A 25,092-nucleotide genomic window follows, 5' to 3' on the forward strand; every position below is an offset into this window, starting at 1 on the left:
GCCAGAAGCCCACTCCTCTACCGGGCGCAAACCCGGCCAAGCTCACATTATTTGATCAAAATTGCAGGTCGATCAAGATAAAAATGCTTCACCTTGGCCGATATGCGGCCTGCTGGACGAATATCAAGGGTAAATCAGTCAACTTCAGGGCGAATCGGCGCGAAATCGTCGAGTTCGTACGGTACTGCGGACGCCATGCTGTCGGTCGGGTTTTTCAGGCCGCGGCCGAGCACGAAAATTTCTGACGATTTGTCTCGGCTGGCCTTGGGTTTTTTTTGCGTCACGGTTTTAAATTCCTTACGGAATTTCAGCACAATGTCGTTAAAACCCATGTCTTTAAAACATTTGACCAGCAAGGCGCCCGAGGGTTTCATGTGGGCCTGCGAAAACTCGATGGCCAGGTCGATCAGGTGCTCCATGCGGGCGGCGTCGCTGTCGGCGATGCCGGACAGGTTGGGCGCCATGTCGGACAACACCAGGTCCACTTTCTGGCCTTGCAGCACGTCCTCCATTTTTTGCAACACTTCCGGCTCGCGGAAGTCGCCCTGGATGAAGTGGAAATCGGCCACCGGCGCCATCGGCAAGATATCGAGCCCGATCAGGGTGCCGTTGACACCGCCGCCGTCCTTGCCCGCCAGCTTGCGGCGCGTGTATTGCGCCCAGCTGCCAGGGGTACAACCGAGGTCGACGATGACCTGTCCCGGTTTGATCAGTTTTTCTTCCTCGTCGATCTCTTTCAGCTTGAAAGCCGCACGGGCGCGATAGCCCTCCTTCTGGGCCAATTTCACGTACGGATCATTAATGTGGTCGTGAATCCAGTTTTTGTTTAATTTGTTCTTTGCCATTCGCGTAGAATACTGCCTTTAAGAGAACTACCAGAAATTAATTATGATTAAACTTACCCCCGTTGAGCGCAGTGCCCTGCGCGCCGAAGCTCACGCGCTCAAGCCCATCGTCCTGATCGGCGAAGCGGGACTGACCGCCAACGTCCTCAAGGAAATTTCCCTGGGCCTCGATTCGCACGGCCTGATCAAGGTGCGCGTGTTCGGCGACGACCGTGAAGCGCGCGTTGCCATGTACGACACCATCTGCCAGGAACTCGAAGCAGCACCAGTGCAACACATCGGCAAGCTGTTCGTGCTCTACCGTCCGAAAGTGGAAACCACCAAGGAACGCTCCACGTCCGGCAAGGGCCTGCGCGAAGTGACCATCGTCAAGCCTAGCCCGAGCGGCACCAAGCGTCCATCGGTGACCAAGGTATTGCTTAAAGGGAATGAGCGAGTGACCCAGGGCGGCAACATCAAACGCGCCAAGCCACAGCAGAAGTCCAGCAAGAAAAGCGCGCTCGGTTCGAAGTAAGCTGCGCCAACGTATCGTCGCTCCCGCGCAGGCGGCAGCGACGGTGCAGTTATTGTTTTACCACCAGCCACGCAGCCAGCAGGCTTTGTACCAGGAAGATGCTGCTGGAAATGCCGTGCAGGATGCCGAATTCGTTCTTGGCAGCCGACTCCATTACCCCTCCCGGACCAGCACTCGCGCGCAACGCGGCCATCATCGGCTGCAGGCCGAAGTGCGACACCAGCGTACACGCCAGCATCACCACCACGATGATCATCACCGTGCGGCGGCCCTTGGCCGCCATATTCACGGCCGGACCGGCAAAAATGCCCTCGGTACCGGGCCTGGTCGCCCACAACAGCAGCAGCATCAACACGCCGCACGCGATCGACACCCAGGCCTGGGTGTTGAACAGGCTGCCGGCGATGGTGCCGGCCAGCACGCGGTCAGGCACGGTGGCAAACAGCGTGGGCGCGGCGATGTAGCCGACGCCCCACAGGCTGCCGGCCCACAGCGTGGCAACCAGCAAACGGGTACGGGCTAATAGCATCAGACGTAACGCACTTCCAGAATTTCGTATTCGCGCGGGCCGGACGGCGCCTGCACTTCCACCACGTCGCCGGCGGACTTGCCGATCAGCGCGCGGGCGATCGGCGAGGTCACCGATACTTTGCTCAGTTTGAGATCGGCTTCGTCGAGGCCGACGATCTGGTACGTCACCTTGGCGCCGGACTCGAGATCTTCCAGATCCACGGTCGCGGCAAACACCACGCGGCCATCGGCTTCGAGCGTGGTGGGGTCGATGATCTGCGCGGCGCTCAGCTTGCCTTCGAGTTCGGCAATACGGCCTTCCACAAACGCCTGGCGCTCCTTGGCGGCATCGTACTCGGCGTTTTCGGACAGGTCGCCGTGCGAGCGCGCTTCGGCAATCGCGTCGATCACGATACGGCGTTCTTTGGTCTTCAACTGGTGCAGCTCTTCCCGCAGGAGGTTTGCGCCGAATATGGTAAGTGGAACTGAAGTCATATCTGTTTACTCTGTTTTTACAATGGAAAACCACAGAGGCCACGCCAACTGCAGCGTGAGCTCTGTGGTTAATTGGATCCTGCGCCGGGGGCTTGGAAAACCGTAGCGAGCGACCCGATGTCGTCTTGAGTAGCGGAAGCGTACGCAGGTACGCTGAGCAACGGAGAGGCGATAGCGGGACGCGCGGTAGGTTTTACTGCCACCGAAGGTTTAGTGTAAAGCCTTATGCAGTCCTTGTAAATCGTACACTTGCAATTCGTCGAGATGACGGATGCCTTCCACTGCCGCTTCGGCGCCGGCGATGGTCGTGTACGTGGTCACGCGCGCGGCCAGCGACGACGTGCGGATCGCGCGCGAGTCGTTGATGGCGCTGCGTTTTTCTTCCACCGTATTAATCACCAGCACGATCTCGTGGTTCTTGATCATGTCGACGATGTGCGGACGGCCTTCGGCCACCTTGTTGACGGCGATGACCGGGATGCCGGCCGTGGAGATCACGGCAGCGGTGCCCTTGGTTGCCACCAGCGAGAAGCCGGCATCGACCAGGTCGCGCGCCACCTTGACGGCGCGCGGCTTGTCGGACGATTTCACCGACAGGAACACCTTGCCCGACTTCGGCAGCTTGACGCCGGCGCCCAGCTGCGACTTGACGAACGCTTCGCCGAAGGTACGGCCCACGCCCATTACTTCGCCGGTCGACTTCATCTCTGGTCCGAGAATGGTATCGACGCCAGGGAACTTCACGAACGGGAACACGGCTTCCTTGACGCTGTAGTATGGCGGCACGACTTCTTCAGTGATGCCTTGCGCTGCCAGGGTCTGGCCGACCATGCAACGGGCGGCGATCTTGGCCAGTTGCAGGCCGGTCGCTTTCGACACGAACGGCACCGTGCGCGAAGCGCGCGGATTCACTTCCAGCACGTACACCACGTCCTGCTGTACGCCGTCCACGTCCTGCTTCTGGATCGCGAACTGCACGTTCATCAGGCCGACCACGTTGAGGCCCTTGGCCATCAGCGCGGTCTGGCGCTTCAGTTCGTCGATGGTCTCTTGCGCCAGCGAGTACGGTGGCAGCGAGCAGGCCGAGTCGCCCGAGTGCACGCCAGCTTGCTCGATGTGTTCCATCACGCCGCCGATGAAGGTGGTTTCGCCGTCGCTGATGCAATCGACGTCGCACTCGATGGCGTCGTTCAGGAAGCGGTCGAGCAGCACCGGCGAATCGTGCGAGACCTTGACCGCTTCGCGCATGTAGCGCTCGAGGTCACGCTGCTCGTGGACGATTTCCATGGCGCGGCCGCCCAGCACGTACGAAGGACGCACCACCAGCGGGTAGCCGATTTCCTGCGCCAGCGCCAAAGCGTCGGCTTCGGTACGGGCGGTACGGTTAGGCGGCTGGCGCAGGTTCAGCTTGTGCAGCAGCTGCTGGAAACGCTCGCGGTCTTCGGCGGCGTCGATCATGTCCGGCGAGGTGCCGACGATCGGTACGCCATTCGCTTCCAGGTCCAGCGCCAGTTTCAACGGGGTCTGGCCGCCGTACTGGACGATCACGCCCACCGGCTTTTCCAGCTCGACGATTTCCAGCACGTCTTCCAGCGTCAGCGATTCGAAGTACAAACGGTCGGACGTGTCGTAGTCGGTGGAGACGGTTTCAGGGTTGCAGTTGACCATGATGGTCTCGTAGCCGTCTTCGCGCATCGCCAGCGCCGCGTGCACGCAGCAGTAGTCGAACTCGATACCCTGGCCGATACGGTTCGGGCCACCGCCCAGCACCATGATTTTTTTCTTGTCGGTCGGGGCGGATTCGCATTCCTCGTCGTACGTGGAATACATGTACGCGGTGTTGGTCGCGAATTCGGCAGCGCAGGTGTCCACGCGCTTGTACACGGGACGGATCGCCAGTTCGTGGCGACGGGAGCGCACGGCCTTGGCATCGGTTTGCAGCAGGAAGGCCAGGCGGCGGTCCGAGAAGCCTTTTTGCTTGAGCTTGTACAGCGTAGGCTTGTCCAGCAGGTCGAGCTTTTGCGTGTCGAGCCACAGCTCGATGTCCACGATCTCTTTAATCTGGATCAGGAACCATGGATCGATCTTGGTCAGCGCGTGCACTTCTTCCAGCGTGAAGCCCTGGGCAAAAGCGTCGCCCACGTACCAGATACGCTCGGGACCTGGCTCGCCCAGTTCCTCTTCGATCTTCTCGCGGTCCTTGGTTTTTTCGTTCAGACCATCGACGCCCACTTCCAGGCCGCGCAAGGCTTTCTGGAACGATTCCTGGAAGGTGCGGCCGATCGCCATCACTTCGCCGACCGATTTCATCTGCGTGGTCAGGTGATGATCGGCGGTCGGGAATTTTTCGAACGTGAAGCGCGGGATCTTGGTGACCACGTAGTCGATCGATGGCTCGAACGACGCTGGCGTGGCGCCGCCGGTGATCTCGTTGCGCAGCTCGTCCAGGGTAAAGCCCACGGCCAGCTTGGCCGCGACTTTCGCGATCGGGAAGCCGGTCGCTTTCGAGGCCAGGGCCGACGAACGCGACACGCGCGGGTTCATTTCGATGACGATCATGCGGCCGTCGGCCGGGTTGATCGAGAACTGCACGTTGGAGCCGCCGGTATCGACACCGATCTCACGCAGCACCGCCAGACTGGCGTTGCGCATAATCTGGTATTCCTTGTCGGTCAGCGTTTGCGCTGGCGCCACGGTGATCGAGTCGCCGGTGTGCACGCCCATCGGGTCAAGATTTTCGATCGAGCAGATGATGATGCAGTTGTCCGCCTTGTCGCGCACCACTTCCATCTCGTACTCTTTCCAGCCCAGCAGCGATTCTTCAATCAGCAGCTCGTTGGTTGGCGACGCTTCCAGGCCGCGTTTGCAGATCGCTTCGAATTCTTCTTCGTTGTACGCGATACCGCCGCCGCTGCCGCCCATCGTGAACGATGGACGGATGATGGTCGGGAAGCCGACGTCGCGCTGCACCGCCCATGCTTCGTCGAGCGAGTGCGCCACGCCGGAACGGGCCGAGCCCAGGCCGATCTTGGTCATCGCGTCCTTGAACTTGGAGCGGTCTTCGGCCTTATCGATGGCTTCCGGCGTGGCGCCGATCAGCTCGACCTTGTACTTGTCGAGGATGCCGTGGCGATGCAGGTCCAGCGCGCAGTTCAGCGCAGTCTGGCCGCCCATGGTTGGCAGGATCGCGTCCGGCTTTTCCTTGGCGATGATTTTTTCAACGACTTGCCAGGTGATCGGCTCGATGTACGTGACATCGGCCATTTCCGGGTCGGTCATGATGGTCGCAGGATTGCTGTTGACCAGGATGACTTTATAACCCTCTTCGCGCAGGGCCTTGCAGGCCTGGGCGCCGGAATAATCGAACTCGCAGGCCTGGCCGATAATGATCGGACCAGCGCCAATAATCAGAATACTTTTAATGTCAGAACGTTTAGGCATCTTATTTTTTCTCCGTAGCTTCCATCAGGCCGATGAAGCGGTCAAACAGGTAAGCGACGTCAGTCGGGCCGGGCGAGGCTTCAGGGTGCCCCTGGAAGCAGAATGCCGGCGTATCGGTACGTTCAAAGCCCTGCAGCGAACCGTCGAACAGCGACACGTGGGTTACGCGGCAGTTGGCCGGCAGGGTGTCGGGATCGACTGCGAAGCCGTGGTTCTGCGACGTGATCAGCACTTGCTTGCTGTCGAGGTCCTGCACCGGGTGGTTGGCGCCGTGGTGGCCGAATTTCATTTTCAGGGTGGTTGCGCCGGAAGCGAGGCCCATGATCTGGTGACCGAGGCAGATGCCGAACAGCGGGATCTTCTTGGCCATGAATTCACGGGCGGCCGCGATCGCGTAGTCGCATGGCTGCGGGTCGCCAGGGCCGTTCGACAGGAACACGCCGTCCGGGTTCAGCGCCAGCACATCGGCAGCGGACGTTTGCGCCGGCACCACGGTGACCTTGCAGCCGCGCGCGGTGAGCATGCGCAGGATGTTGCGCTTGACGCCGAAGTCGTAGGCGACCACGTGGAATTTCTGGTCGGCGGCGGCCAACTGGCCGTAGCCTTCACCGAGAGTCCATTCGGTTTCAACGGTTTCGTACGACTTGGTGACCGAAACCACCTTGGCCAGGTCCATGCCCGACAGGCCGGGGAACGAACGGGCCAGGTCCAGCGCTTGCGACGTCGATGGCTCGTTGCCTTGCGTGCCGACCAGGATGGCGCCGGATTGGGCGCCCTTTTCGCGCAGGATGCGGGTCAGTTTGCGGGTGTCGATACCGGAGATGGCGACGATGTTCTCGGCCTTCAGGTACTCGGCCAGCGACTGGGTGGAGCGGAAGTTCGAGGCCAGCAGCGGCAGGTCACGGATGATCAGGCCGGCGGCGTGGACTTTGGACGACTCGACGTCTTCGGGGTTGATGCCGTAGTTGCCGATGTGCGGGTAAGTGAGGGTGACGATCTGGCGGCTGTAGGAAGGATCGGTGAGGATCTCCTGGTAACCGGTCATGGACGTATTGAAAACGACTTCCCCGGTCGTATGACCGGCAGCGCCGATCGAAAAACCTTTGAAGATGGTTCCATCAGCGAGGGCCAGTATGGCTGGAACGGTGGAGCCAGAAAAAAATGGCGGCAAGGGCAACTCCTGATAAAGTTACCGTAGCTGCGCCACGTCAGACGACCGTCGTTGTGCCCGGGTAGTGATGTGCGGGTAGAAGGTCAATTGATGATGGAGTGAGTGGTAGTCGCTACGGTAGGGTATGATTGGCTAAACCTTTGAATTATAACCAGTTCCCCACCGTTTGACAAGGCAGGCCGCCCGAATTGGCGGCCCTTGATTCGACAGCAACGTTACACGACTGCGGCGATCCCCGCCTTGGCAATCTGCGCGTCCTCGGTCGATTTCACGCCCGACACGCCCACTGCGCCCACCACGTGACCATCGACGATGATCGGCACGCCGCCTTCGAGCATGCCATCGGCCTGCGGCGACGGAGCGGTCAGGAACGCGGTGCGGCCGCCGTTGATGATGTCTTCGTAAATCTTCGATTCGCGGCGGCCCAGCGCGGCCACGCGCGCTTTCGACGGGGCGATGTGCGACGACAGCGCGTTGGCGCCATCATTGCGCTGCAACCACAGCAAGTGGCCGCCGTCATCGACGATGGCGATCGCCACGGCCCAGTTGTTGGCGAGGGCTTCCGCTTCGGCGGCGGCAGCAATTTTCTTGACGTCGGCAAGCGACAGGTATGGCTTGGTTTGCATGACACTCCTATGAATAAATCGTTTTTTAAGGGCGGCGCTTGGCTTCGAGCTTTTGCTTGATCTGGGCCATCACCAGGGCCGCAGCCTGCTCGCCCGCCAGGATGGCCTGGTTGCGGCTATTAAAATCGTTGCCGGCCATCTTGCCCAGGCTCGGGGTGATGACGATGTCGGCGTCCTTCAATTCGTACTGGTTGATGCGCTGGCCCATGATGCTAAACGTCTGCATGATCACATCGACCGAGCTCACGGTGGCCTGCACGTCGGCCTGGGTGGAGATGTTGACGGCAATGACGAAGTCGGCGCCCATGTCGCGCGCGAATTTTACGGGCACCGGCGCCACCAGGCCGCCATCGACATACGTCTTGCCGTTGATGGTCACCGGCTGAAACACGCCCGGTACCGACGACGAGGCCCGCACCGCCATGCCGGTATTACCACGCTGGAACAGGATCGGCTGGCCGTTTTTCAGGTCGGCCGCCACTGCGCCGAACGGAATCTTCAGCTTTTCCATCGGCAAGTTGCCCACCGCCTTGTTGACATACGCCTGCAGCGCCTCGCCTTTTAATACGCCGGTGCTCTTGCCGAACAGCGGCATGGCCCAGTCGGAAATCGCCGCTTCGTCCATGTCGAACGCCAGCCTTTGCAGCTGGAAGCCGGTATTGCCGGCCGCGTACAGGGCGCCGACCACGCTGCCGGCGCTGGTGCCGACCACCACGTCCGGATAGATGCCTTGCGCTTCGAGCGCCTTGATCACGCCGATGTGGGCGAAGCCGCGCGCGGCGCCGCCGCCCAGGGCCAGGCCGATCTTGATTTTCTTCGGTTCGGGCGCCGAAATCGGCGTAACCGGTGCAGGGGCCTCGATCACCGGTGTGGTTTTACAGCCGCTGAGGGCGGCAACGGCAAGCGTGATGGATAAAAGGGCAAGACGGCGTGAAGGCATGAATGGTCGCATGAAAAATGGGCGCAGCACATTCTAACGCAAGCGCCCCCATCACCGCCAAACGCGCAGCGATTTGAGCGCCCGCGCACCCGCAAGCGCCGGACTATGGCCGATAATCTGCGCTTCCCAGCCATTGCCGTCGCCAAGGTCTGCCATGCAGCGCATTCTCGCCATCGCCCTCTTGCTCTTTAATTCCCTGACCGCGCCGGTCGCCGGGGCCGCGCCGCAACCGCGGCCAGATGCAGGCATGGTGCTCGATCTGGCCGGCCAGTGGCGCTTCGCGCTCGACCGCCACGATACCGGCGTGCAGCAGCAATGGTTCAGGCAGGAGTTGCAGGGCCGGATCACCCTGCCCGGCATCCTGCAAGGGCAAGGCTATGGCGACGACATCGGCACCGGCACGCCGTGGGTACTGTCGCTGTACGACAAACAGTGGCAGCTGCGCGAGGACTACAAGACCCACACCACGCCCGGCCAGGTGAAAGTGCCGTTCCTGTCGCAGCCGCCTAAGCACTACCTCGGCGCCGCGTGGTACCAGCGCGAGATTAATATTCCGGCCGCAGCCGGCAGCCGTGGAGATGTATCCAAGGGCTGGCGCGGCCAGCGCGTGGTACTGCACCTGGAGCGGCCGCGCTGGGGCTCCACCGTGTGGGTCGATGACCGCCAGGTGGGCAGTAATCTCAGCCTGGTGGCGGAGCATGAATACGACCTGGGCCTGCTGGCGCCGGGCCGCCATCGCATCTCGATCCGGGTGGACAACCGCATGCTGATGGCGTACCGGCCAGACGCCCACTCGGTCTCCGATTCGCTGGGCATGAGCTGGAACGGCATCATCGGCAAACTGGAACTGCGCGCGACGTCCCCGGTATGGATCGACGACGCCCAGGTATACCCGAACGTGAAAGACCGCACAGCCCTGGTGAAGATCAAGATCGGCAACGCGGGCGGGCGCGCCGGCAGCGGCGCCATCACTGCCAACGGCGTGCGCCACCCGGTGCGCTGGAGTGAGAGCGGCGGCAGCGCCGAGATCACCGTCAAGTTTGCTGCCAACGCGCAGACCTGGGACGAGTTCCACCCGGTGCTGCACGACCTGCGCCTGCAACTGCAAGGCCCGAATGCCGCCCACACGAAGAACGTACGCTTCGGCTTTGCCCAGATTGCCGCCGTCGGCAAGGACTTCGTGCTCAACGGCCGCACGATTTTCCTGCGCGGCACCCACCACGGCGGCGACTTCCCGCTCACCGGCTATCCGCCCACCGACCTCGCCTACTGGCGCAAGATCATCCAGATCAACAAGGACTGGGGGATCAATCATATCCGCTTCCACTCGTTCTGCCCGCCCGAGGCAGCGTTCCAGGCCGCCGACGAACTGGGCGTGTATCTGCAACCGGAACCGGGCATGTGGAACGACGTCTCGCCCGGCACGGCGATGGAAGCGATGCTGTACGAAGAAACCGACCGCATGATCCGCGCCTACGGCAACCACCCGTCGTTCCTGCTGCTCAGCCCCAGCAACGAACCGAAAGGCAAGTGGAAGGAAGCGTTCGACAAGTGGATCGCCCACTATCGCCAGGCCGACCCGCGCCGGCTGTACACCAACGGCACCGGTCACACCGAGAAGCAGGTGCCGGGACTGGCCGAGGGCACCGACTACCTGGCCATGCAGCGCATCGGCCCCAAGCCGCTGCGCGGCGAGCGCGGGTGGTTCGGGCGCGACTACGGCGCCTCGCTCGAGGGCGTCAACGTGCCGGTCGTGTCGCACGAGACCGGGCAATGGGTGGCCTACCCCGACTACGACATCATCGATAAATTCACCGGCTACCTGCGGCCGGGGAACTACGAGATTTTCCGCGACTCGCTGGCGCGCCACGGCATGGCTGCGCGCAACAAGGATTTCGCCTGGGCTTCCGGCAAATTCCAGGTGCAGGCCTACAAGGAAGAAATCGAAGCGAACCTGCGCACGCCGGGCCTGGGCGGCTATCAATTGCTGGACCTGCACGACTACCTGGGCCAGGGCACGGCGCTGGTCGGCGTGCTCGATACATTCTGGGAGCCGAAAGGCTATGTGACGGCGCCCGAGTTCCGTCGCTTTAACGGCGAGACGGTGCCGCTGGCGCGCCTGACCAAACGGGTATACACCACGACCGACAGCTTGACCGTGCCGGTGGAAGTGGCGCACTTCGGCGCCGCACCGCTGGTCGATGCCGAGCCGCACTGGCAACTGCTGGACGACGCCGGCCAGGTAGCGGCCAGCGGCACCTTCGCGCGCCAGACCATCGCCATCGGCAAGAACATCGCGCTGGGCACGATCGAACTGCCGCTGCGCGACCTGGCGGCGCCGCAGACCTATCGCCTTGAAGTGACGATCGATGGTGCGGTGAATGGCACGCCCACCGGCGCACCACGCGTTGCGGGGCAAAATGACTGGCGCATCTGGGTGTATCCGGCAGCAGCAGCCACCGACAAGGCCGAGCCAGCCGATGTGCTGGTCACGCGCAGCTGGAACGCGGCCGAAGCGCGCCTGGCGCAGGGTGGCAAGGTGCTGTACCTGCCGCTGGCGGCGGACCTGGACTGGAGCGGTCCGCCGCTCGACAGCGTGCCGGTGTTCTGGAACCGCCTGATGAACCCGGCCTGGAGCCGCACGCTGGGCGTGGCGATAGACAACCGTCACCCGGCGCTGGCGCACTTCCCCACCGACCGGTTCAACGACTGGCAATGGACGGAACTGATCAAGGGCGCGCGCACCATCAATCTCGACAAGTTGCCGGGGCAGTTGCAACCGATTGTCCAGCCGGTCGATGACTGGAACCGCAACTACAAGCTGGGCTTGCTGGTGGAAGCGAAAGTCGGCAACGGCCGCCTGATGATTGCCAGCGCCGACCTGGTTTCGAACCTGGACCAGCGCATCGTCGCGCGCCAGCTGCGCAAGTCGGTGCTCGACTACATGGCGTCGAGCCGCTTCGAGCCGCAAGTCGCCGTCAGCGCCTTTGAGGTGCGGCTGGCGCTGTTCGATACGCTGGTGATGAAAAAGCTCGGTGCGCAGGCGACCGGCGGCAACAACCCCGCGTACGCCATCGACGGCGATCCGAACACGTTCTGGAGCGCTGGCGACCAGAAGGCGCAGCGCATGCCGCAAGCGTTGACCATCACCTTCGCCAGGCCGGCGTCATTCTCCGGGCTGGTGCTGATGCCGCGCCAGAACCACCGCGACCACGAAGGCGATGTGCGCGACTACCTGGTCGAGACCAGCGACGACGGCGCGCACTGGCAGGAGCTGCAACGCGGTTCGCTGGTCTCGACCTACGACCAGCAGCGCATCGCCTTTGGCCGCAATGTCACCGCGCGCCAGCTGCGCTTTACCGCCCTGTCGGGCTTTGGCGCCGACAACACGGCGGCATTGGCCGAACTGGCGCTGGTGTACACGGGTGCGCCACTGCCGGAAAACAGCGGCGCGGTCGATTACAAGCGGGTACAGTCGGCGTCGAGCGATATCGATGAAAATATTGGGCCGGCGGAGACCAAGCCAGCCAGGAAATGACGGGCTGGAGCGTCTGACAAAAGCTTCAGGGCAAGGAGCTGCAACGCCGCCATGAAGATTTTTCAGGCGCTCCAGCCGATCCCGCATTCTTCCAGGGTAAGTTCCAGCAGCGGAAAATGCCCGGTCTCCACCTTGAAGAACTCCGCCTGCGGGAAGATCACGCTCCACACCGCCTGGTCCTGCTGCGCATCGATCATCGGGTCATGCGCACCGAACAGCACTGTCACCGGGCCGCCAAAGGCGCTGGCCACGGGGCGGCGATCGATCGCTGAAAAATCGTCCGAGGTTGCCACCGAGGTCGGACCGTCGAAGGCGCCCGGTTGCTCGATCAGTTCCGCGAACGAGCGCGCCGCCGTCTCGCCGCCATTGGGGCCGAAGTACAGCGATGTTACATCGGGCAGCAGCGACAACGCGCCAAACACGTCCCAGAAACGCGGCCGGCCCGGATCATCCTCGTAGGCTGCCAGCGCGATCGCCAGCTGGCCCGCGCTCGGGTGGTCGGTGTGCACGCGGAACGCGCGCCGGGCCAGGCGCAACGCGGCCTGTTCGGGATCGAAGGTGGGCGCCAGCAGTACGATGCGGGCAATCAGCTCCGGCGCATGGCGCGCCAGGTGCACGGCCAGGTGGGCGCCGAACGAGCTGGCCGCCAGCGTGACCGGGGCGCCGCGTTCGGCCGCCAGCCGGCGCAGCTCGTCCAGCGCGGACGCCTGCAAGTCCAGGAACGGCCGCGCCGCGCAGGGCTTGGCCAGCGGCTGGCGCCACCAGTGCACGTGGGTGGCATCGGGATAGCGGGCAAGTTCGAACACGGGGCCCAGGCCCGGACCGCCATGCAGATAAAGGACTGAAGGTGCCGACATAATTTCTCCTGAAGAAGGTGAATATTATAGTCGGCGCCACCGTGTGCCGACGCCTGCATTACGACTGGGTTCACTTGCAGATCTTAAGCGTTGCTTAGAGGGCGATGAAATATGGGGATGGAGGAAATTTAAAGTTTTCTGCCCGGACAAGTATGGCGCACGTAGGCCGAACCTGCGAAACTGTGAAGCTGGGCGTCCGGCCAAAGCGCTCTCGGCACTTCCTGTATTGGCCCCTTTCCAGTTTGAGGAGCATGACATGAATTCGTTTGTGGAAACCATCTCGCCCGTAGCCAAAGAGCATATCGCAGCAAGAATCGCGTACGTCAACGACGTGGCGCTGGCCGTGGTTCACTCCACCCGGCAACTGGCAGAAGCCAACCTGCAATTCGGTCGCGACTGGTTGCAACAGTCCAGCAATGCCTGGCAACAAGCCGTCCTCACCCCGGCCGCCGAGCGCAGCGAAGTGGCAGGCCCCACGGCAGAGGCCGTCGCCCAGACCTTGCACTCGTACCAGCGGCACGTGGCACAAATCGCCAGCGACTTCCAGACCTCGATCACCGACGTGATGCGCCAGCACGTGCCGCAAACCACGCGCACGGCCACCGCGCTGGCCGAGCTGGTGTCGCAAAAAGCCGCGGCCGAAACCGACCAGCAGTGGCGCATCAACCAGACCGCCAGCCGGGACCTGATCGACCAGGCCAGCCGCTTCGCCCAGGTCGCCACGCAAAACCGCGCCATGCAGGAACCGGCGTCCATGCAAAGCGCGGAAGATAGCGGCAACAAGAACTAGCCGGAATTTATGGCCCTCCCGCTCCGCCCACTGCCGCATACACCTGGCCAGTGGCATAGCTCGACTCGTTAGAGGCCAGCAATACATACACGGCAGCCAGTTCGGCCGGCTGGCCGGGGCGTTTCAGAGGAGAGTCGGCGCCGAACTCGGGCAGCTTTTCCGGCGGCTGGCCGCCCGTGACCTGGAGCGGAGTCCAGAATGGCCCGGGCGCTACCGCATTGACGCGGATGCCTTGCGGAGCGAGCTGCTTGGCCAATCCCTTGCTGAAATTCATGATCGCCGCTTTGGTGGACGCGTAGTCGAGCAGGTTTTCGCTCGGGTCGTACGCCTGCACCGAGGTGGTGTTGATGATGGTTGCGCCGGGTTTAAGCAGCGGCACCGCAGCCTTGGTCACCCAAAACGTCGCATACACATTGGTTTTGTAGGTCTCGTCGAACTCGTCGGTGGTGAGGTCGAGAATGGACTTGCGCGAAAACTGGCGCGCGGCATTGTTGACCACGATGTCGAGACCGCCAAGGTCGCGCGCGGCGTCCGCCACCAGGCGGCGGCAAAACGCTTCATCTTTGAGGTCGCCCGGGATCAGCACGGCCTTGCGGCCGGCGGCGCGGATCAGGTCGGCTACCTCGCGCGCATCGGCTTCCTCGGCCGGCAGGTAGTTGATCGCCACGTCGGCGCCCTCGCGCGCGTAGGCAATGGCGGCAGCGCGGCCGATGCCGGAGTCGCCCCCGGTGATCAGCGCCTTGCGCCCCTTGAGGCGGCCACTACCCTTGTAGCTAGTCTCACCATGGTCGGGGCGCGGGTTCATCTTGCCGCTGAGGCCCGGCCACAGTTGCTGTTGCGTCGCGAATGGCGGTTGCTTGTAGGCAGTGCGTGGATCGAGCAGCGGCACATCAGGTGCGGATGCCGGCGTGCCTTTGCTGACCTGGTCCGCAGCCGTAGCTGCCGAGACGGGAACGATGGTAGCGCCCAGCAGGCCGGTAGCGAGGCCGCCGACCATGGCCCGTCGCGATGCGTTGGGATTTTCGGGTTGCATGCTTGCCTTTCGGTGAGAACAGTGAAGTAACCCATCATTCCAAGTTCTCACCGTGCGCACCGTGCGGCACTGCACCAACCCCTACAGGAAGCGCTCGGGAATCCCGGCCACGAACGGGTACAACGGGAAGTAAGGTTTCGATTCTTCCAGCACGCGGCGCACCGACGGGCGCAGCACCAGCCGCTCGAAATACGACTGCAGGTTGGTGTATTCCTCGGGGAACGGCAACAGCGTGGCGGCGTAGAACAGCGCCGGCGCCGCCGCGCAATCGGCCATGCTGAAGTGCTCGCCGCTCATCCACGAGCGGCTGGCCATGCGCTTTTCGAGCATCTTGTAGGCGGTCTTGAGCTTGGTGCGCTCCTTGGTACGGTCGCACTGCATGCCGGTCAGGTGGCCGGTAACAATGGTCTGCACCGGCACCTGCACGTAATTGTCGAAGAACCGGTCCCACAGGCGCACATCGAGCGCGGCGTCCCAGTCGGCCGGGATCATCGGCTGCGGGCCGGGAAAATGCTGGTCCAGGTACTCGATGATGATCGAGGTTTCCGGGATGTCGCGCATCCGTTCGTGGTCGCGGATCACCGGAAACTTGCAGATCGGCCACATGGCCGTGAGCTCGGCGCGGTCGGCGTCCTCGCCCACGTTGATGACGCGCTTGTCGAACTCGGTGCCGTTTTCGTACAGCGCGATCAGCACCTTGTGGCAGAACGACGCCAGTGGATGGTAATACAGGGTCAGTGCAGGCGCCGCGGACTCGGTTGCGGACTCGGGGGCGGACTGTCTTGCAGGGGTGTCAGGCATGGCGGCTCCAGGGGGCGCGGCATCGGCAGGCGATACCATTGAATTCGCCAAATGATACTTCACCTGCGGTGTCGGCGTCTGGCGCGGTTTGTGACACACTGCCACCCGTCCCAGCCGGCACGTCCAGATGCCAGCAGACTCCGAACCACTCTTTCCAGGAAATCATCATGCGTTTCAGCCTCAAGTTAGCCCCCCTGTTCGTCTCCCTGTGCGCTGTCGGCGCCGCCGGCCATGCCGCTGCCCAGACCACTCCAGAAGGTACGCTGGTCGGCATCGGCATCGGCTATGTACCCGAATACGCCGGCGCCGACGACAACCACCTGGTGGGCGCCCCCATCCTCGACCACAGCTTCGGCAACGGCTTCTTTGCCAGCACCCGGCGCGGCCTCGGTTACCAGACTGCTGCCGGCGGCTTCGGTCTCTCGGCCGCGCTCGGCTACGGCGGCAAGCGCGATGAGCACAAGCGCAACTTCGGCGCCGGTTCCGATGACTTGCGCGGCATGGGCAAAGTCCATGGCGGCGCGCTGGCCCTGCTGACGGCTACCTACCAGGTCGGCACCATCGGCCTGTCGCTGAGCACCGCCCAGGCCCTGTCCAGGCGCGACAACGGCAGCACTTACACCATCGGCGCGTCCACCCCGTTCTATACCAGCGCCAGCGACCAGTTGTCGTTCAACGCCTCCGCCGTGTATGGCGACAACAAGCATGCGCAAACCTACTACGGCGTCACCGCCACCCAGAGCGCGCGCTCGGGCTACGGTAGCTACCGCGCCGAACGCGGGTTCGAAAACATCAACGTCGGCGTCAACTGGAACCACGCGATCGACGCGCGCTGGTCGGTCACCAGCGCCGCCGGCTTGACCCGCATGGTCGGCGATGCGGCCGATAGCCCGCTGACCAAGCGCAAAACCACGCCGATGGTCACGACCGGCCTGGTCTACAAGTTCTAGGCAATCGCGGTGAATGGCGCGGGCGACTATCGTAGTTGAAAGTCAATGTTTACCAAAAGCATTACTTTCGTGCCAACCTGCCGTTGGTCCTCCTGTCATTCACCAAGGAGTTGTCATGTCGCGCATCGAAGGTTCGGCTTCGTTCAAGATCCAGGGCCCTGTCACTTTTGTCGGCCAGTTGGTCGAGCAGAAGAAAATGGCGGCATTCAAGCTGCCCGAGCACTTGCAGGCCGAGCTGGCCCTGCACGACCAGCAGGTGGCAGCGCGCCAGCAGGCCAACCAGGCGGCGGCCGCCGCCAACCCTGACCGGGTGTTCGCCCAGATCGTCAAGAATGGCCAGGTCGTCGCCATGGTGTACGACAGCGGCAGTGCCTACATCCAGCAGAACGTGCCGGGTCTGAAACTGACGGAAGACTTTGCCGGCCAGAGCCTGGCCGACCGCCGCTTCGCCGAGCTGATGCGCGCCGTACCCGGCACGGTGATTTACGATAATTTCCTGCCGCTGCCGGGCCAGACCAGTGCCAATGACATCACATCGTCGTCCAAGGTGGACCAGTCGGTGTTACCCAAGGTGACTGCACGCGGCCTGAGGGACATGGTAGACGAGATCAACGCCGCCCGCGACGCGGCGATGCTTGCGGCGGGCATTACCCAGAAGAAGGCCGGCTGATTCTGTTGCGTCCGGTAAATTCGATTGACACCGTGCACCCCATAATCTAGGCTCGAAAAGGCAGGCGCGTCGTCCTGCGTCACGCTCACGATTTTCAGGGAACACGGTGTCAGATTCATTACCAGCTCGCGCATTACCCAACGCCGTTGTCGGACTGGTCGGCACCGCCACCGTCCTGGCCCTGTTGTATTTCGGCCGCGACGTGCTGATCCCGATCACCCTCGCCTTCATCCTGAGCTTTTTGATTGCACCATTCGTGCGGGCCTTGCGCCGCGTGGGGCTGGGGCCGACCGCCTCGGTGCTCACCGGCGTGGCCGTGGTAGCGGCCGTGGTGCTGATGGCCGGCGCGATCATCGTCACCCAGGTCACGCGCCTGGGCGCCAGCCTGCCGCAGTACCAGGACACCATCGCCACCAAGCTCGAAGTGCTCAACGAGATCACGCGCGGCACCATCGGCAGCATCGGCGGCCCGGCCGGGCAACTGATCGAGCACCTGACCCAGAACTCAACCGATGAATTCGGCAAAGCGCCAAAGCCGCGCCTGGCCAGCGATGGCACCACGCCGGTGCTGGTGGAAATCCACGAGCCGGACTTGAAGCCCCTGCAAATCCTCTCCAAGGTGGTGGCCTCGGTGTGGCCGCCGCTGGAGACGGCCGGCATCGTCTTCATCGTACTGATCTTCGTCCTGCTCGAACATGAATCGCTGCGCGACCGCTTCATCCGGCTGGCCGGCGGCGAGGACTTGCGCGCCACCACGGTCGCGGTCAACGATGCCGGTGAGCGGCTGTCGCGCTTTTTCATCTCGCAATTCGCAGTCAATGCCAGCACCGGGCTGGTGATCTGGATCGGGCTGTCGATCATCGGCCTGTCGCAGGCGCTGCTGTGGGCGGCGATGACCGCCGTGCTGCGCTACGTTCCCTACGTCGGCTTCTGGATCGCGGCGCTGTGCGCCACGCTGCTGGCCGCCGCGATCGACCCGGGCTGGTCGCTGGCACTGATGACATTCGGCATCTTTTTGGTCGTGGACATCGTGGTCGCGCAAACCGTCGAACCCAAGCTGTACGGCCACACGACCGGGCTGTCGCCGCTGTCGGTGGTGGTGGCGGCGATATTCTGGAGCTGGATCTGGGGCCCGGTCGGCCTGGTGCTGTCCACCCCGCTCACCCTGTGCCTGGTAGTGGCCGGCCGGTATATCCGGGCTTTGAAAGTGCTGGAAATCATGTTCGGCGAATTGCCGGCCTTGACCCTGCCGCAGAATTTCTACCAGCGCGCGCTGTCGGGCGACGCTCACGAAATCATTGCGGCAGCGCGGCGCTACATGCGCAAGAAGACGCTGGCCCAGTACTGCGACAGCGTGCTAGTGCCGGCACTGCACCTGGCCAACTTTGACCTGCGCGGCAAGACCATCACGGCCGATGAACAGGCCAAAGTCACCAGCGCCATCATTACCGTGATCGAGACGCTGAGCGACCGCAAGTCGTGGTGGCGCCGCCCCAAGGCGCCCAAGGCAGGCAAGGGCAGCTCGGCGCTGGCCGGCATGGGGATCGGGCGCCAACTGCGTGAACGGCGTATCTCGGCCACCGGCGAATGGCAAGGTTCGTTCGACATCCCGCCCGGCAGCCTGATCCTGAGCGTGGGCCTGGCGACGTCGTACGACGAGCTGGCCACGGAGATCCTGGTGCGCATCATGCGCGACCAGAAACTCGACGCCCGCAGCATGAGCAGCGAAGACATCGACGAGCCGCTGCCGCCCGAAGCCACTGCCGAGCTGGTATCCATTGTATGCCTGGTGACGGTCGATCCGGTCAACGATACGCCGCAAATGCGCCAGCTGATGGCCGAGCTGCGGGTGCGCCTGCCGCACGCCAAGCAACTGGCGGTGCTGCTGCCCAGCCCGTTCGGCAACCGCGACCTCAAGGACTGCGACTTCCCGCAGGCCGACCACGTGTCCGCTTCGTTCGAGGATGCGCTTAATACTTGCTTGCGGGCCATGCCGCGCAAGACATAGGGCGACGCCCAGGCGCAATTACCGCTACCATAGACCGCATCATCATTTGAACTGGGATACACGATGGCAAAGACCGACAACGCTGCCGACTACACGGCGCAGTATTCCGACGACGGCTTCTGGGGCAAGGTCAAGGGCTACGCCAAGACGGCGGGCCGCGGCGTGCTGGAACCGGCACTCAAAATGTATTACTCGGCCACCGACCCGGACACGCCGCGCTGGGCCAAGGCCACCATCTATGGCGCGCTCGGCTATTTCATCTCGCCGCTGGACGGCATACCCGATCTGCTGCCGGTGGTGGGCTACAGCGACGACCTGGGGATTTTATTGGCGGCGCTGGGCGCGGTGGCCGTGTACATCAAGGATGAACACGCGGCCAGGGCCCGCGCCACGCTGACGCACTGGTTCGATTAACCAGTGGCTTGAGTGAGCAGCAGTTCGGCCTGCTTCGGCACGATCGCGCTCTTGGGCAGGCAGACGATAAAGGTGCTGCCCTTGCCTGCTTCCGACTTGATCTGCAAGGTGCCGCCATGGCGCAGCAGCACGTGTTTGACGATCGCCAGGCCCAGGCCGGTACCCTGGGTTTCGCGCGAACGGCTCTTGTCCACCCGGTAGAAACGCTCGGTCAGGCGCGAGATATGCTCGGGGCTGATGCCGATGCCGGTGTCTTCCACCTTGAACTTGATGCCGGCTTCGAACTCGCGCCACACCAGGGCGATCTTGCCGCCAGCCGGCGTGTAGCGCACAGCGTTGGAGGCAAGGTTGCCGAAGGCGCTGTGCAATTCCTCGTAGCTGCCCACCACGTCGGGGCCGTCGATCTGCAAGGTGATCTCGTGCTTGCCGGCCGATAAGGCGCGGGCGTCGCTGGCCACCTGCTCCATCAGGCGCCGCACATCGACGGTTTCGGGCCGCATCGGGTAATCGACCGATTCCAGTCGCGACAGGGTCAGCATGTCCTCGATCAGGTGCTGCATGCGGTGGCCCTGTTCCGTCATCAATTTCAGGTGGGCGTTGCGGGTGGCCACGTCCAGCCCTTCCGAGGCGGCGATTTCCAGGAAACCGACGATCACCGTCAGCGGCGTGCGCAGCTCGTGCGAGGCATTGGCGATGAAGTCGCGCCGCATTTCTTCGATGCGCTCGGTTTCGGTGGCGTCGTGCGTGACCAGGATTTGCCGGCGGTTCTCGAACGGAATGATGTGCACGATGAGTTTGCGCTCGCGGAAGCTGATCGTCAGCGGCTGCTCGTAGCGGCCGAGGATGATGTAATCCATGAAGTCCGGGTTGCGCACCAGGTTGGTGACGCGCATGCCCTTGTCGCGCTCGTGCGTGAGGCCCAGGTGCTTCTCGGCGGCCGGGTTGCACCACTCGAGGAACAGCACGTCGTCCATGATCACCACGCCGTCGGGCAGCAGGTGCATGGCCTGGCGGAAGCGCGCCAGCCACTCGGTCAGCTCGGTCTGGTTTTTTTCGTCGTCGCGGCGCATGCGGTACAGGCGCGAGAAGATATTGGTCCAGGCGCCCCAGCCGTCGGGCAGCTTGGCGCTCTGCGGGTCGTCCATCCAGTTGCTGAGCTGGTACAAATACGACAGCTGCACGAACACCATCACGATCGTCGCCAGCAAGGCCACGACAACACCGGTCATCCAGCCGAACATCCAGCCCAACAACGCGCAGCCCGCCGCGACGAGCGCGGTGCGCAAGGCGGCGGGTACCCAGAACAGCAGTTTTGGATTCATGAGACTAGGTTTTCTCCGACAACATGTAACCGACGCTGCGCACGGTCTTGATCAGGTGCTCGGCTTCCTTGAGGGCCTTGCGCAGGCGCAGCACGTGGACGTCCACCGTGCGCTCCTCGATCACCACGTGGTCGCCCCACACCTTGTCGAGCAACTGGCTGCGCGAGAACACGCGCTCCGGGTGGGCCAGCAGGAACTTGAGCAGCTTGTACTCGGCGTGGCCGATGTCGATCTTCTGGTCGTCCATCGACACCGTGCAGCTGACCGGGTCGAGCGCGATATTGGCTGCGCGCATGGTCGATTGCGCGTGCTCCGGGCTCTTGCGGCGCAGCAGCGCGCGCGCCCGGGCCAGCAGCTCGCGCGGCGAGAACGGCTTGGTGACGTAGTCGTCGGCGCCGGTATTGAGGCCGGCCAGCTTGTCCTCTTCCATGCTTTTTGCGGTGAGCATGATGACCGGGATTTCCTGGAAATTGCGGTCGGAACGGATGCGCGCCAGCAGGCGCAAGCCGGTTTGATCCGGCAACATCCAGTCGAGCAAAATCAGTTGCGGGGTGCGGGTCTGGATGAACTCCCAGGCCTCGCCCACGCTTTGCACCGCGCAGCAGTTCCAGCCTGCCTCACGCAGCGAAAAAGTCACCAACTCGACAATCGCCGGTTCATCTTCCACGATCAGTACGGTGGTTTTATCAGATGCCATATGCTTGTTTATGCAGGTTCAATGTTGTCTTCGATGGCAGGCACGGTCTTGGTGTGACGGATGTCCTTGCCTTCCACCACGTAAATCACGTACTCGGCGATGTTCTTGGCATGGTCACCGATGCGCTCGATGGCCTTGGCCACCCACAGCGTGTCCAGTGCGGCCGAAATCGTGCGCGGATCTTCCATCATGAAGGTGATCAGGTTGCGCATGATCGAACGGAATTCGTGGTCGATCACGGCATCCTGGGCGATCAGTTTCAACGCTTGCACACCGTCGTTGCGCGCAAACGCGTCAAGCGCGTCGTGCAGCATGTCGCTGGTGTTGTTGGCGATATTGCGCACCATTTCGTAATGGTTGACGGTGGCCGTGCCGCGCGAATGCAGGGCCTTGGCGGTGCGGGCGATCTTGGTTGCTTCGTCGCCGATGCGTTCCAGGTCGGTAATCACCTTGATGGTGGCCATGATGGTGCGCAGGTCGTTGGCGGCCGGCTGGCGGCGCACGATCAGGTGGCTGCAGGCGTCGTCGAGCGACACTTCGAGCTGGTTGACGGTGTCGTCCTCGCGCATCACGCGGTCGGCACGCTCCGGATTACCGATGCGAAAGCACGTCATGGCGTCGAGGAACTGGGTCTCGACGATGCCGCCCATCAAGAGCACCTTGGAGCGGATGGCTTCGAGTTCGTTATCGTATTGTTTGGATGAGTGCTCACCGATCATGCTGATTCTCCGTGTTGACGTATTATAAGTTCGATCAGCCGAAGCGGCCGGTGATGTAATCCTGGGTTTCCTTGCGCGCAGGATTCATGAAGATCTGGTCGGTCTCGCCGAACTCCACCAGCTCGCCCAGGTACATATAGGCGGTGTAGTCCGAGCAACGCGCGGCCTGCTGCATGTTGTGGGTGACGATGGCGATCGTGTAGTCTTGCTTGAGTTCGCTGATCAGTTCTTCCACTTTCGAGGTCGAGATCGGATCCAGCGCCGAGGTTGGCTCGTCGAGCAGCAGCACGTCAGGTTTCACCGCCACGCCGCGCGCGATGCACAGGCGCTGTTGCTGGCCGCCCGACAGCGACAGGCCGCTCTTGGTCAGCTTGTCTTTTACTTCGCCCCACAGTGCGGCTTTCTTCAGCGCCCATTCCACGCGTTCGTCCATCTCGCCTTTCGACAGGTCTTCGTACAGACGCACGCCGAACGCGATGTTGTCGTAGATCGACATCGGGAACGGGGTCGGCTTCTGGAACACCATGCCGATTTTGGCGCGCAGCATGTTCAAGTCCTGGCCGGCATCGAGGATGTTACGGCCGCGGTACATGATCGAACCTTCGGCGCGCTGGCCAGGGTACAGGTCGTACATGCGGTTGAGCGTGCGCAGCAAGGTCGATTTGCCACAGCCCGACGGGCCGATGAAGGCGGTGACCTGGCGCTCGTGGATGTTGAGGTTGACGTTGGTCAGGCTCTGGGTCTTACCGTAGAAAAAATTCAGGTTCGAGATGCCGATGGTCGTGCGCTTGCCGGCGCCTGCTGGCGCGGTGGTCGTTTCTGGGCTCAGTTGCGTATTCATTATGTGTCGATCGCTTTATGTAAGTGGTCGCTAATTAGTTTGGAATTTTTTGGCTGAACATGGTGCGCGAGACGATGTTGAGCGCCAGCACACTGAAGGTGACCAGCAGCGCACCGCCCCAGGCCAGTTCGCGCCAGTTGTCGTACGGGCTCATGGCGAAGCCGTAAATCACGACCGGCAGGTTGGCCATCGGGCCGTTCATGTCCTTGCTGAAGAACTGATTGTTCAGGGCGGTGAACAGCAGCGGCGCGGTTTCGCCCGAGATGCGGGCCACGGCCAGCAGCACGCCGGTGATTACGCCGGCTTTCACGGCGCGCAGGCGCACCGTCATCGCCACTTTCCAGCGCGGCGCGCCGAGGGCGAACGCCGCTTCCAGCAGGCTGCTCGGTACCAGGCGCAGCATGTTGTCGGTGGTGCGCACCACGACCGGCACGGCGATCAGGGCCAGCGCGATTGAACCGGCGTAACCGGAGTAGTGGTTGGTGGTGGCCACGTAGGCAGCCCACACGAACATGCCGATCACGATCGACGGAGCCGACAGCATGATGTCGGTGACAAAGCGGGTGACGGCCGCCAGCTTGTTTTCATTGCCGTACTCGGCCAGGTACATGCCGGCCAGGATGCCGATCGGCGTGCTCACCAACGTGGACAGGCCGACGATCATGAAGCTGCCGAAAATGGCGTTGGCCAGGCCACCGCCTTCGCTGCCCGGCGCCGGGGTGCTTTCGGTAAACAGGTTCACCGACAGGGCGCTAAAACCGTTGATCACCAGGGTGACCAGGATCCAGGCCAGCACGGCCAGGCCCAGCGACATCGCCAGCACCGACATGGCGATGCCCACGCGGTGGCGGAACAGGCGCTTGCGGTACACCTTGTTCATCGGAACAATCGGTTCCTGCGGGTTGATGGCGGCTTGGTTCATTTGAGGCCTTCCTTGCGGGACATGCCAACCAACATCAGTTTGGCGGCGGACAGGACGATAAAGGTGATGACAAACAGGATCAGTGCCAGCGCGAACAGCGACGAGGTGTGCAGCACGGTGTCCGATTCGGCGAATTCGTTGGCCAGCGTCGAGGCGATCGAGTTACCGGCAGCGAACAGCGAGAACGACAGCTTGTTGGCGTTACCGATCACGAAGGTCACGGCCATGGTCTCGCCCAGGGCGCGGCCCAGGCCCAGCATCACACCGCCGACCACGCCGGTCTTGGTGTACGGCAGCACGATCTTGCGCACCACTTCCCAGCGGGTGCAACCGAGGCCGTAAGCCGATTCTTTCAATACAGCCGGCACGATCTCGAACACGTCGCGCATCACCGACGAGATGAACGGGATGATCATCACGGCCAGGATCAGGGCGGCGGTCAGGATGCCGATGCCCATGGTGGGGCCGCTGAAGAATGGTCCGATGATCGGCAGCACGCCCAGCGTGCTTTTCAGGAACGGTTGCACGTAGTCGCCGAACAGCGGGGCGAACACGAACAGGCCCCACATGCCGTAGATGATCGACGGCACGCCGGCCAGCAGTTCGACGGCGGTGCCGAGCGGGCGGCGCAGCGAGGCGGGGCAGATTTCGGTGAGGAACAGCGCGATACCAAAGCTGATCGGGAACGCGATCAGCAGGGCGATGCCGGAAGTGGCCAGGGTGCCGACGATGGCGATCATGGCGCCATACTGGTCGTTGACCGGATCCCATTCGACGCGGGTGATGAAGCCGGGGCCGAACTCCTTGAAAGCCGGCCAGGCGCCGACCATGAGCGAAATGATAATTCCCAGCAGCACCAGCAGCACCGACAGCGCGAACAGCATGGTGGTTTTGTGGAAGAAGAAGTCCTGGATGCGCTGCTTGCGCATGGTCCGCATCATCGACTGCATGGCGGCCTGTTCAGCAGCGGTGGCCTGCGCGATACTAA

23 protein-coding genes are annotated in these 25,092 nt (G+C 62.8%); 7 read left to right on the top strand and 16 right to left on the bottom strand.

All coding sequences use genetic code 11. The annotated features are described in order from the left end of the window. Positions 1–134: 134 nt before the first annotated feature. The gene (locus tag ASF04_RS04535; protein ID WP_056138554.1) at positions 135–845 is read right to left on the bottom strand and encodes an RlmE family RNA methyltransferase; all 711 of its coding nucleotides are present in this window, start codon (positions 843–845) and stop codon (positions 135–137) included. Positions 846–888: 43 nt separating this feature from the next. On the opposite strand from ASF04_RS04535, the gene ASF04_RS04540 reads away from it, so the two are divergent. Continuing rightward, positions 889–1,359, top strand: a complete 471-nt coding sequence (locus ASF04_RS04540; protein WP_019922146.1) for a YhbY family RNA-binding protein — start codon at positions 889–891, stop codon at positions 1,357–1,359. Between the two features lie 49 nt (positions 1,360–1,408). Here ASF04_RS04540 and ASF04_RS04545 read toward each other — a convergent pair whose 3' ends face one another. The 6 genes from ASF04_RS04545 to ASF04_RS04570 form a co-directional block, all read right to left on the bottom strand. Next, positions 1,409–1,888 (bottom strand): DUF4149 domain-containing protein, encoded by a 480-nt coding sequence (locus tag ASF04_RS04545; protein ID WP_026637343.1) that lies wholly within the window; start codon positions 1,886–1,888, stop codon positions 1,409–1,411. Then, entirely contained in the window at positions 1,888–2,364 is a 477-nt protein-coding gene (greA, locus tag ASF04_RS04550) for a transcription elongation factor GreA (protein ID WP_026637342.1), read from the bottom strand. The genes ASF04_RS04545 and greA overlap by 1 nt, the downstream gene beginning before the upstream one ends. A 210-nt stretch (positions 2,365–2,574) precedes the next feature. Continuing rightward, positions 2,575–5,805 carry a carbamoyl-phosphate synthase large subunit gene (gene carB / locus ASF04_RS04555; RefSeq protein ID WP_056138556.1) on the bottom strand — a complete coding sequence of 1,077 codons (3,231 nt, stop codon included), beginning with the start codon at positions 5,803–5,805 and terminating at the stop codon, positions 2,575–2,577. Position 5,806: 1 nt separating this feature from the next. Then, on the bottom strand, positions 5,807–6,976 hold the full coding sequence (carA, locus tag ASF04_RS04560; RefSeq protein WP_056138558.1) for a glutamine-hydrolyzing carbamoyl-phosphate synthase small subunit: 1,170 nt from the start codon (positions 6,974–6,976) through the stop codon (positions 5,807–5,809). A gap of 215 nt (positions 6,977–7,191) precedes the next feature. Further along, positions 7,192–7,602, bottom strand: coding sequence for a heme-binding protein (locus ASF04_RS04565; protein ID WP_019922141.1), 411 nt, complete (start codon positions 7,600–7,602; stop codon positions 7,192–7,194). Positions 7,603–7,627: 25 nt separating this feature from the next. Beyond that, positions 7,628–8,542, bottom strand: a complete 915-nt coding sequence (locus tag ASF04_RS04570) for a patatin-like phospholipase family protein (protein WP_056138560.1) — start codon at positions 8,540–8,542, stop codon at positions 7,628–7,630. A gap of 154 nt (positions 8,543–8,696) precedes the next feature. On the opposite strand from ASF04_RS04570, the gene ASF04_RS04575 reads away from it, so the two are divergent. Next, positions 8,697–12,080, top strand: coding sequence for a discoidin domain-containing protein (locus tag ASF04_RS04575; RefSeq protein ID WP_056138562.1), 3,384 nt, complete (start codon positions 8,697–8,699; stop codon positions 12,078–12,080). 62 nt (positions 12,081–12,142) lie between these two features. Here the strand turns inward: ASF04_RS04575 and ASF04_RS04580 are convergent, their stop codons facing one another. Beyond that, entirely contained in the window at positions 12,143–12,937 is a 795-nt protein-coding gene (locus ASF04_RS04580) for an alpha/beta fold hydrolase (protein ID WP_229204910.1), read from the bottom strand. A gap of 256 nt (positions 12,938–13,193) precedes the next feature. Here ASF04_RS04580 and ASF04_RS04585 point away from each other — a divergent pair, with 256 nt between their 5' ends. Beyond that, positions 13,194–13,727, top strand: a complete 534-nt coding sequence (locus ASF04_RS04585; protein ID WP_056138565.1) for a phasin family protein — start codon at positions 13,194–13,196, stop codon at positions 13,725–13,727. 7 nt (positions 13,728–13,734) lie between these two features. On the opposite strand, the gene ASF04_RS04590 is transcribed toward ASF04_RS04585, so the two are convergent. Beyond that, positions 13,735–14,760, bottom strand: a complete 1,026-nt coding sequence (locus ASF04_RS04590) for an SDR family oxidoreductase (protein WP_056138567.1) — start codon at positions 14,758–14,760, stop codon at positions 13,735–13,737. A gap of 81 nt (positions 14,761–14,841) precedes the next feature. Then, positions 14,842–15,561, bottom strand: coding sequence for a glutathione S-transferase family protein (locus tag ASF04_RS04595; RefSeq protein WP_056138569.1), 720 nt, complete (start codon positions 15,559–15,561; stop codon positions 14,842–14,844). 167 nt (positions 15,562–15,728) lie between these two features. Between ASF04_RS04595 and ASF04_RS04600 the strand changes: the two genes are divergently transcribed. The 4 genes from ASF04_RS04600 (at position 15,729) to ASF04_RS04615 (ending at position 19,603) form a co-directional block, all read left to right on the top strand. Continuing rightward, positions 15,729–16,511, top strand: coding sequence for a MipA/OmpV family protein (locus ASF04_RS04600; RefSeq protein ID WP_056138570.1), 783 nt, complete (start codon positions 15,729–15,731; stop codon positions 16,509–16,511). A 115-nt stretch (positions 16,512–16,626) separates the two neighbouring features. Continuing rightward, complete coding sequence (locus ASF04_RS04605; RefSeq protein WP_056138572.1) at positions 16,627–17,181, top strand: hypothetical protein; 555 nt, start codon at positions 16,627–16,629, stop codon at positions 17,179–17,181. A 106-nt stretch (positions 17,182–17,287) separates the two neighbouring features. Continuing rightward, positions 17,288–19,189 carry an AI-2E family transporter gene (locus tag ASF04_RS04610; RefSeq protein ID WP_229204911.1) on the top strand — a complete coding sequence of 634 codons (1,902 nt, stop codon included), beginning with the start codon at positions 17,288–17,290 and terminating at the stop codon, positions 19,187–19,189. Positions 19,190–19,252: 63 nt separating this feature from the next. Next, the gene (locus ASF04_RS04615; RefSeq protein ID WP_056138577.1) at positions 19,253–19,603 is read left to right on the top strand and encodes a YkvA family protein; all 351 of its coding nucleotides are present in this window, start codon (positions 19,253–19,255) and stop codon (positions 19,601–19,603) included. Here the strand turns inward: ASF04_RS04615 and phoR are convergent. From phoR to pstC, 6 genes are read right to left on the bottom strand one after another with little or no spacing between them, the layout of a single operon-like run. After that, on the bottom strand, positions 19,600–20,925 hold the full coding sequence (phoR, locus tag ASF04_RS04620; protein WP_056138579.1) for a phosphate regulon sensor histidine kinase PhoR: 1,326 nt from the start codon (positions 20,923–20,925) through the stop codon (positions 19,600–19,602). The genes ASF04_RS04615 and phoR overlap by 4 nt on opposite strands. 4 nt (positions 20,926–20,929) lie before the next feature. Continuing rightward, positions 20,930–21,622 (bottom strand): phosphate regulon transcriptional regulator PhoB, encoded by a 693-nt coding sequence (phoB, locus tag ASF04_RS04625; protein ID WP_019922128.1) that lies wholly within the window; start codon positions 21,620–21,622, stop codon positions 20,930–20,932. Positions 21,623–21,630: 8 nt separating this feature from the next. Then, positions 21,631–22,341: a phosphate signaling complex protein PhoU gene (gene phoU / locus ASF04_RS04630; RefSeq protein WP_056138580.1), complete on the bottom strand. Its 711-nt coding sequence runs from the start codon at positions 22,339–22,341 to the stop codon at positions 21,631–21,633. Between the two features lie 34 nt (positions 22,342–22,375). Beyond that, complete coding sequence (pstB, locus tag ASF04_RS04635) at positions 22,376–23,182, bottom strand: phosphate ABC transporter ATP-binding protein PstB (protein WP_056138582.1); 807 nt, start codon at positions 23,180–23,182, stop codon at positions 22,376–22,378. Between the two features lie 34 nt (positions 23,183–23,216). After that, positions 23,217–24,104 (bottom strand): phosphate ABC transporter permease PstA, encoded by an 888-nt coding sequence (gene pstA / locus ASF04_RS04640; RefSeq protein WP_056138583.1) that lies wholly within the window; start codon positions 24,102–24,104, stop codon positions 23,217–23,219. Next, complete coding sequence (pstC, locus tag ASF04_RS04645) at positions 24,101–25,054, bottom strand: phosphate ABC transporter permease subunit PstC (RefSeq protein WP_051120335.1); 954 nt, start codon at positions 25,052–25,054, stop codon at positions 24,101–24,103. Before pstC ends, pstA begins: the two co-directional genes overlap by 4 nt. Between the last annotated feature and the right edge of the window lie 38 nt (positions 25,055–25,092).

It is taken from the genome of Duganella sp. Leaf61 (assembly GCF_001421905.1).
Lineage (GTDB): Bacteria > Pseudomonadota > Gammaproteobacteria > Burkholderiales > Burkholderiaceae_D > Rugamonas > Rugamonas zoogloeoides.

Bases quoted from the DNA above. Each gene is read 5' to 3' on its own strand.
- ASF04_RS04535 (WP_056138554.1), bottom strand. From the start codon at position 845: ATGGCAAAGAACAAATTAAACAAAAACTGGATTCACGACCACATTAAT.
- ASF04_RS04540 (WP_019922146.1), top strand. From the start codon at position 889: ATGATTAAACTTACCCCCGTTGAGCGCAGTGCCCTGCGCGCCGAAGCT.
- ASF04_RS04545 (WP_026637343.1), bottom strand. From the start codon at position 1,888: ATGCTATTAGCCCGTACCCGTTTGCTGGTTGCCACGCTGTGGGCCGGC.
- greA (WP_026637342.1), bottom strand. From the start codon at position 2,364: ATGACTTCAGTTCCACTTACCATATTCGGCGCAAACCTCCTGCGGGAA.
- carB (WP_056138556.1), bottom strand. From the start codon at position 5,805: ATGCCTAAACGTTCTGACATTAAAAGTATTCTGATTATTGGCGCTGGT.
- ASF04_RS04565 (WP_019922141.1), bottom strand. From the start codon at position 7,602: ATGCAAACCAAGCCATACCTGTCGCTTGCCGACGTCAAGAAAATTGCT.
- ASF04_RS04570 (WP_056138560.1), bottom strand. From the start codon at position 8,542: ATGCCTTCACGCCGTCTTGCCCTTTTATCCATCACGCTTGCCGTTGCC.
- ASF04_RS04575 (WP_056138562.1), top strand. From the start codon at position 8,697: ATGCAGCGCATTCTCGCCATCGCCCTCTTGCTCTTTAATTCCCTGACC.
- ASF04_RS04580 (WP_229204910.1), bottom strand. From the start codon at position 12,937: ATGTCGGCACCTTCAGTCCTTTATCTGCATGGCGGTCCGGGCCTGGGC.
- ASF04_RS04585 (WP_056138565.1), top strand. From the start codon at position 13,194: ATGAATTCGTTTGTGGAAACCATCTCGCCCGTAGCCAAAGAGCATATC.
- ASF04_RS04590 (WP_056138567.1), bottom strand. From the start codon at position 14,760: ATGCAACCCGAAAATCCCAACGCATCGCGACGGGCCATGGTCGGCGGC.
- ASF04_RS04595 (WP_056138569.1), bottom strand. From the start codon at position 15,561: ATGCCTGACACCCCTGCAAGACAGTCCGCCCCCGAGTCCGCAACCGAG.
- ASF04_RS04600 (WP_056138570.1), top strand. From the start codon at position 15,729: ATGCGTTTCAGCCTCAAGTTAGCCCCCCTGTTCGTCTCCCTGTGCGCT.
- ASF04_RS04605 (WP_056138572.1), top strand. From the start codon at position 16,627: ATGTCGCGCATCGAAGGTTCGGCTTCGTTCAAGATCCAGGGCCCTGTC.
- ASF04_RS04615 (WP_056138577.1), top strand. From the start codon at position 19,253: ATGGCAAAGACCGACAACGCTGCCGACTACACGGCGCAGTATTCCGAC.
- phoR (WP_056138579.1), bottom strand. From the start codon at position 20,925: ATGAATCCAAAACTGCTGTTCTGGGTACCCGCCGCCTTGCGCACCGCG.
- phoB (WP_019922128.1), bottom strand. From the start codon at position 21,622: ATGGCATCTGATAAAACCACCGTACTGATCGTGGAAGATGAACCGGCG.
- phoU (WP_056138580.1), bottom strand. From the start codon at position 22,341: ATGATCGGTGAGCACTCATCCAAACAATACGATAACGAACTCGAAGCC.
- pstB (WP_056138582.1), bottom strand. From the start codon at position 23,182: ATGAATACGCAACTGAGCCCAGAAACGACCACCGCGCCAGCAGGCGCC.
- pstA (WP_056138583.1), bottom strand. From the start codon at position 24,104: ATGAACCAAGCCGCCATCAACCCGCAGGAACCGATTGTTCCGATGAAC.
- pstC (WP_051120335.1), bottom strand. From the start codon at position 25,054: ATGCAGTCGATGATGCGGACCATGCGCAAGCAGCGCATCCAGGACTTC.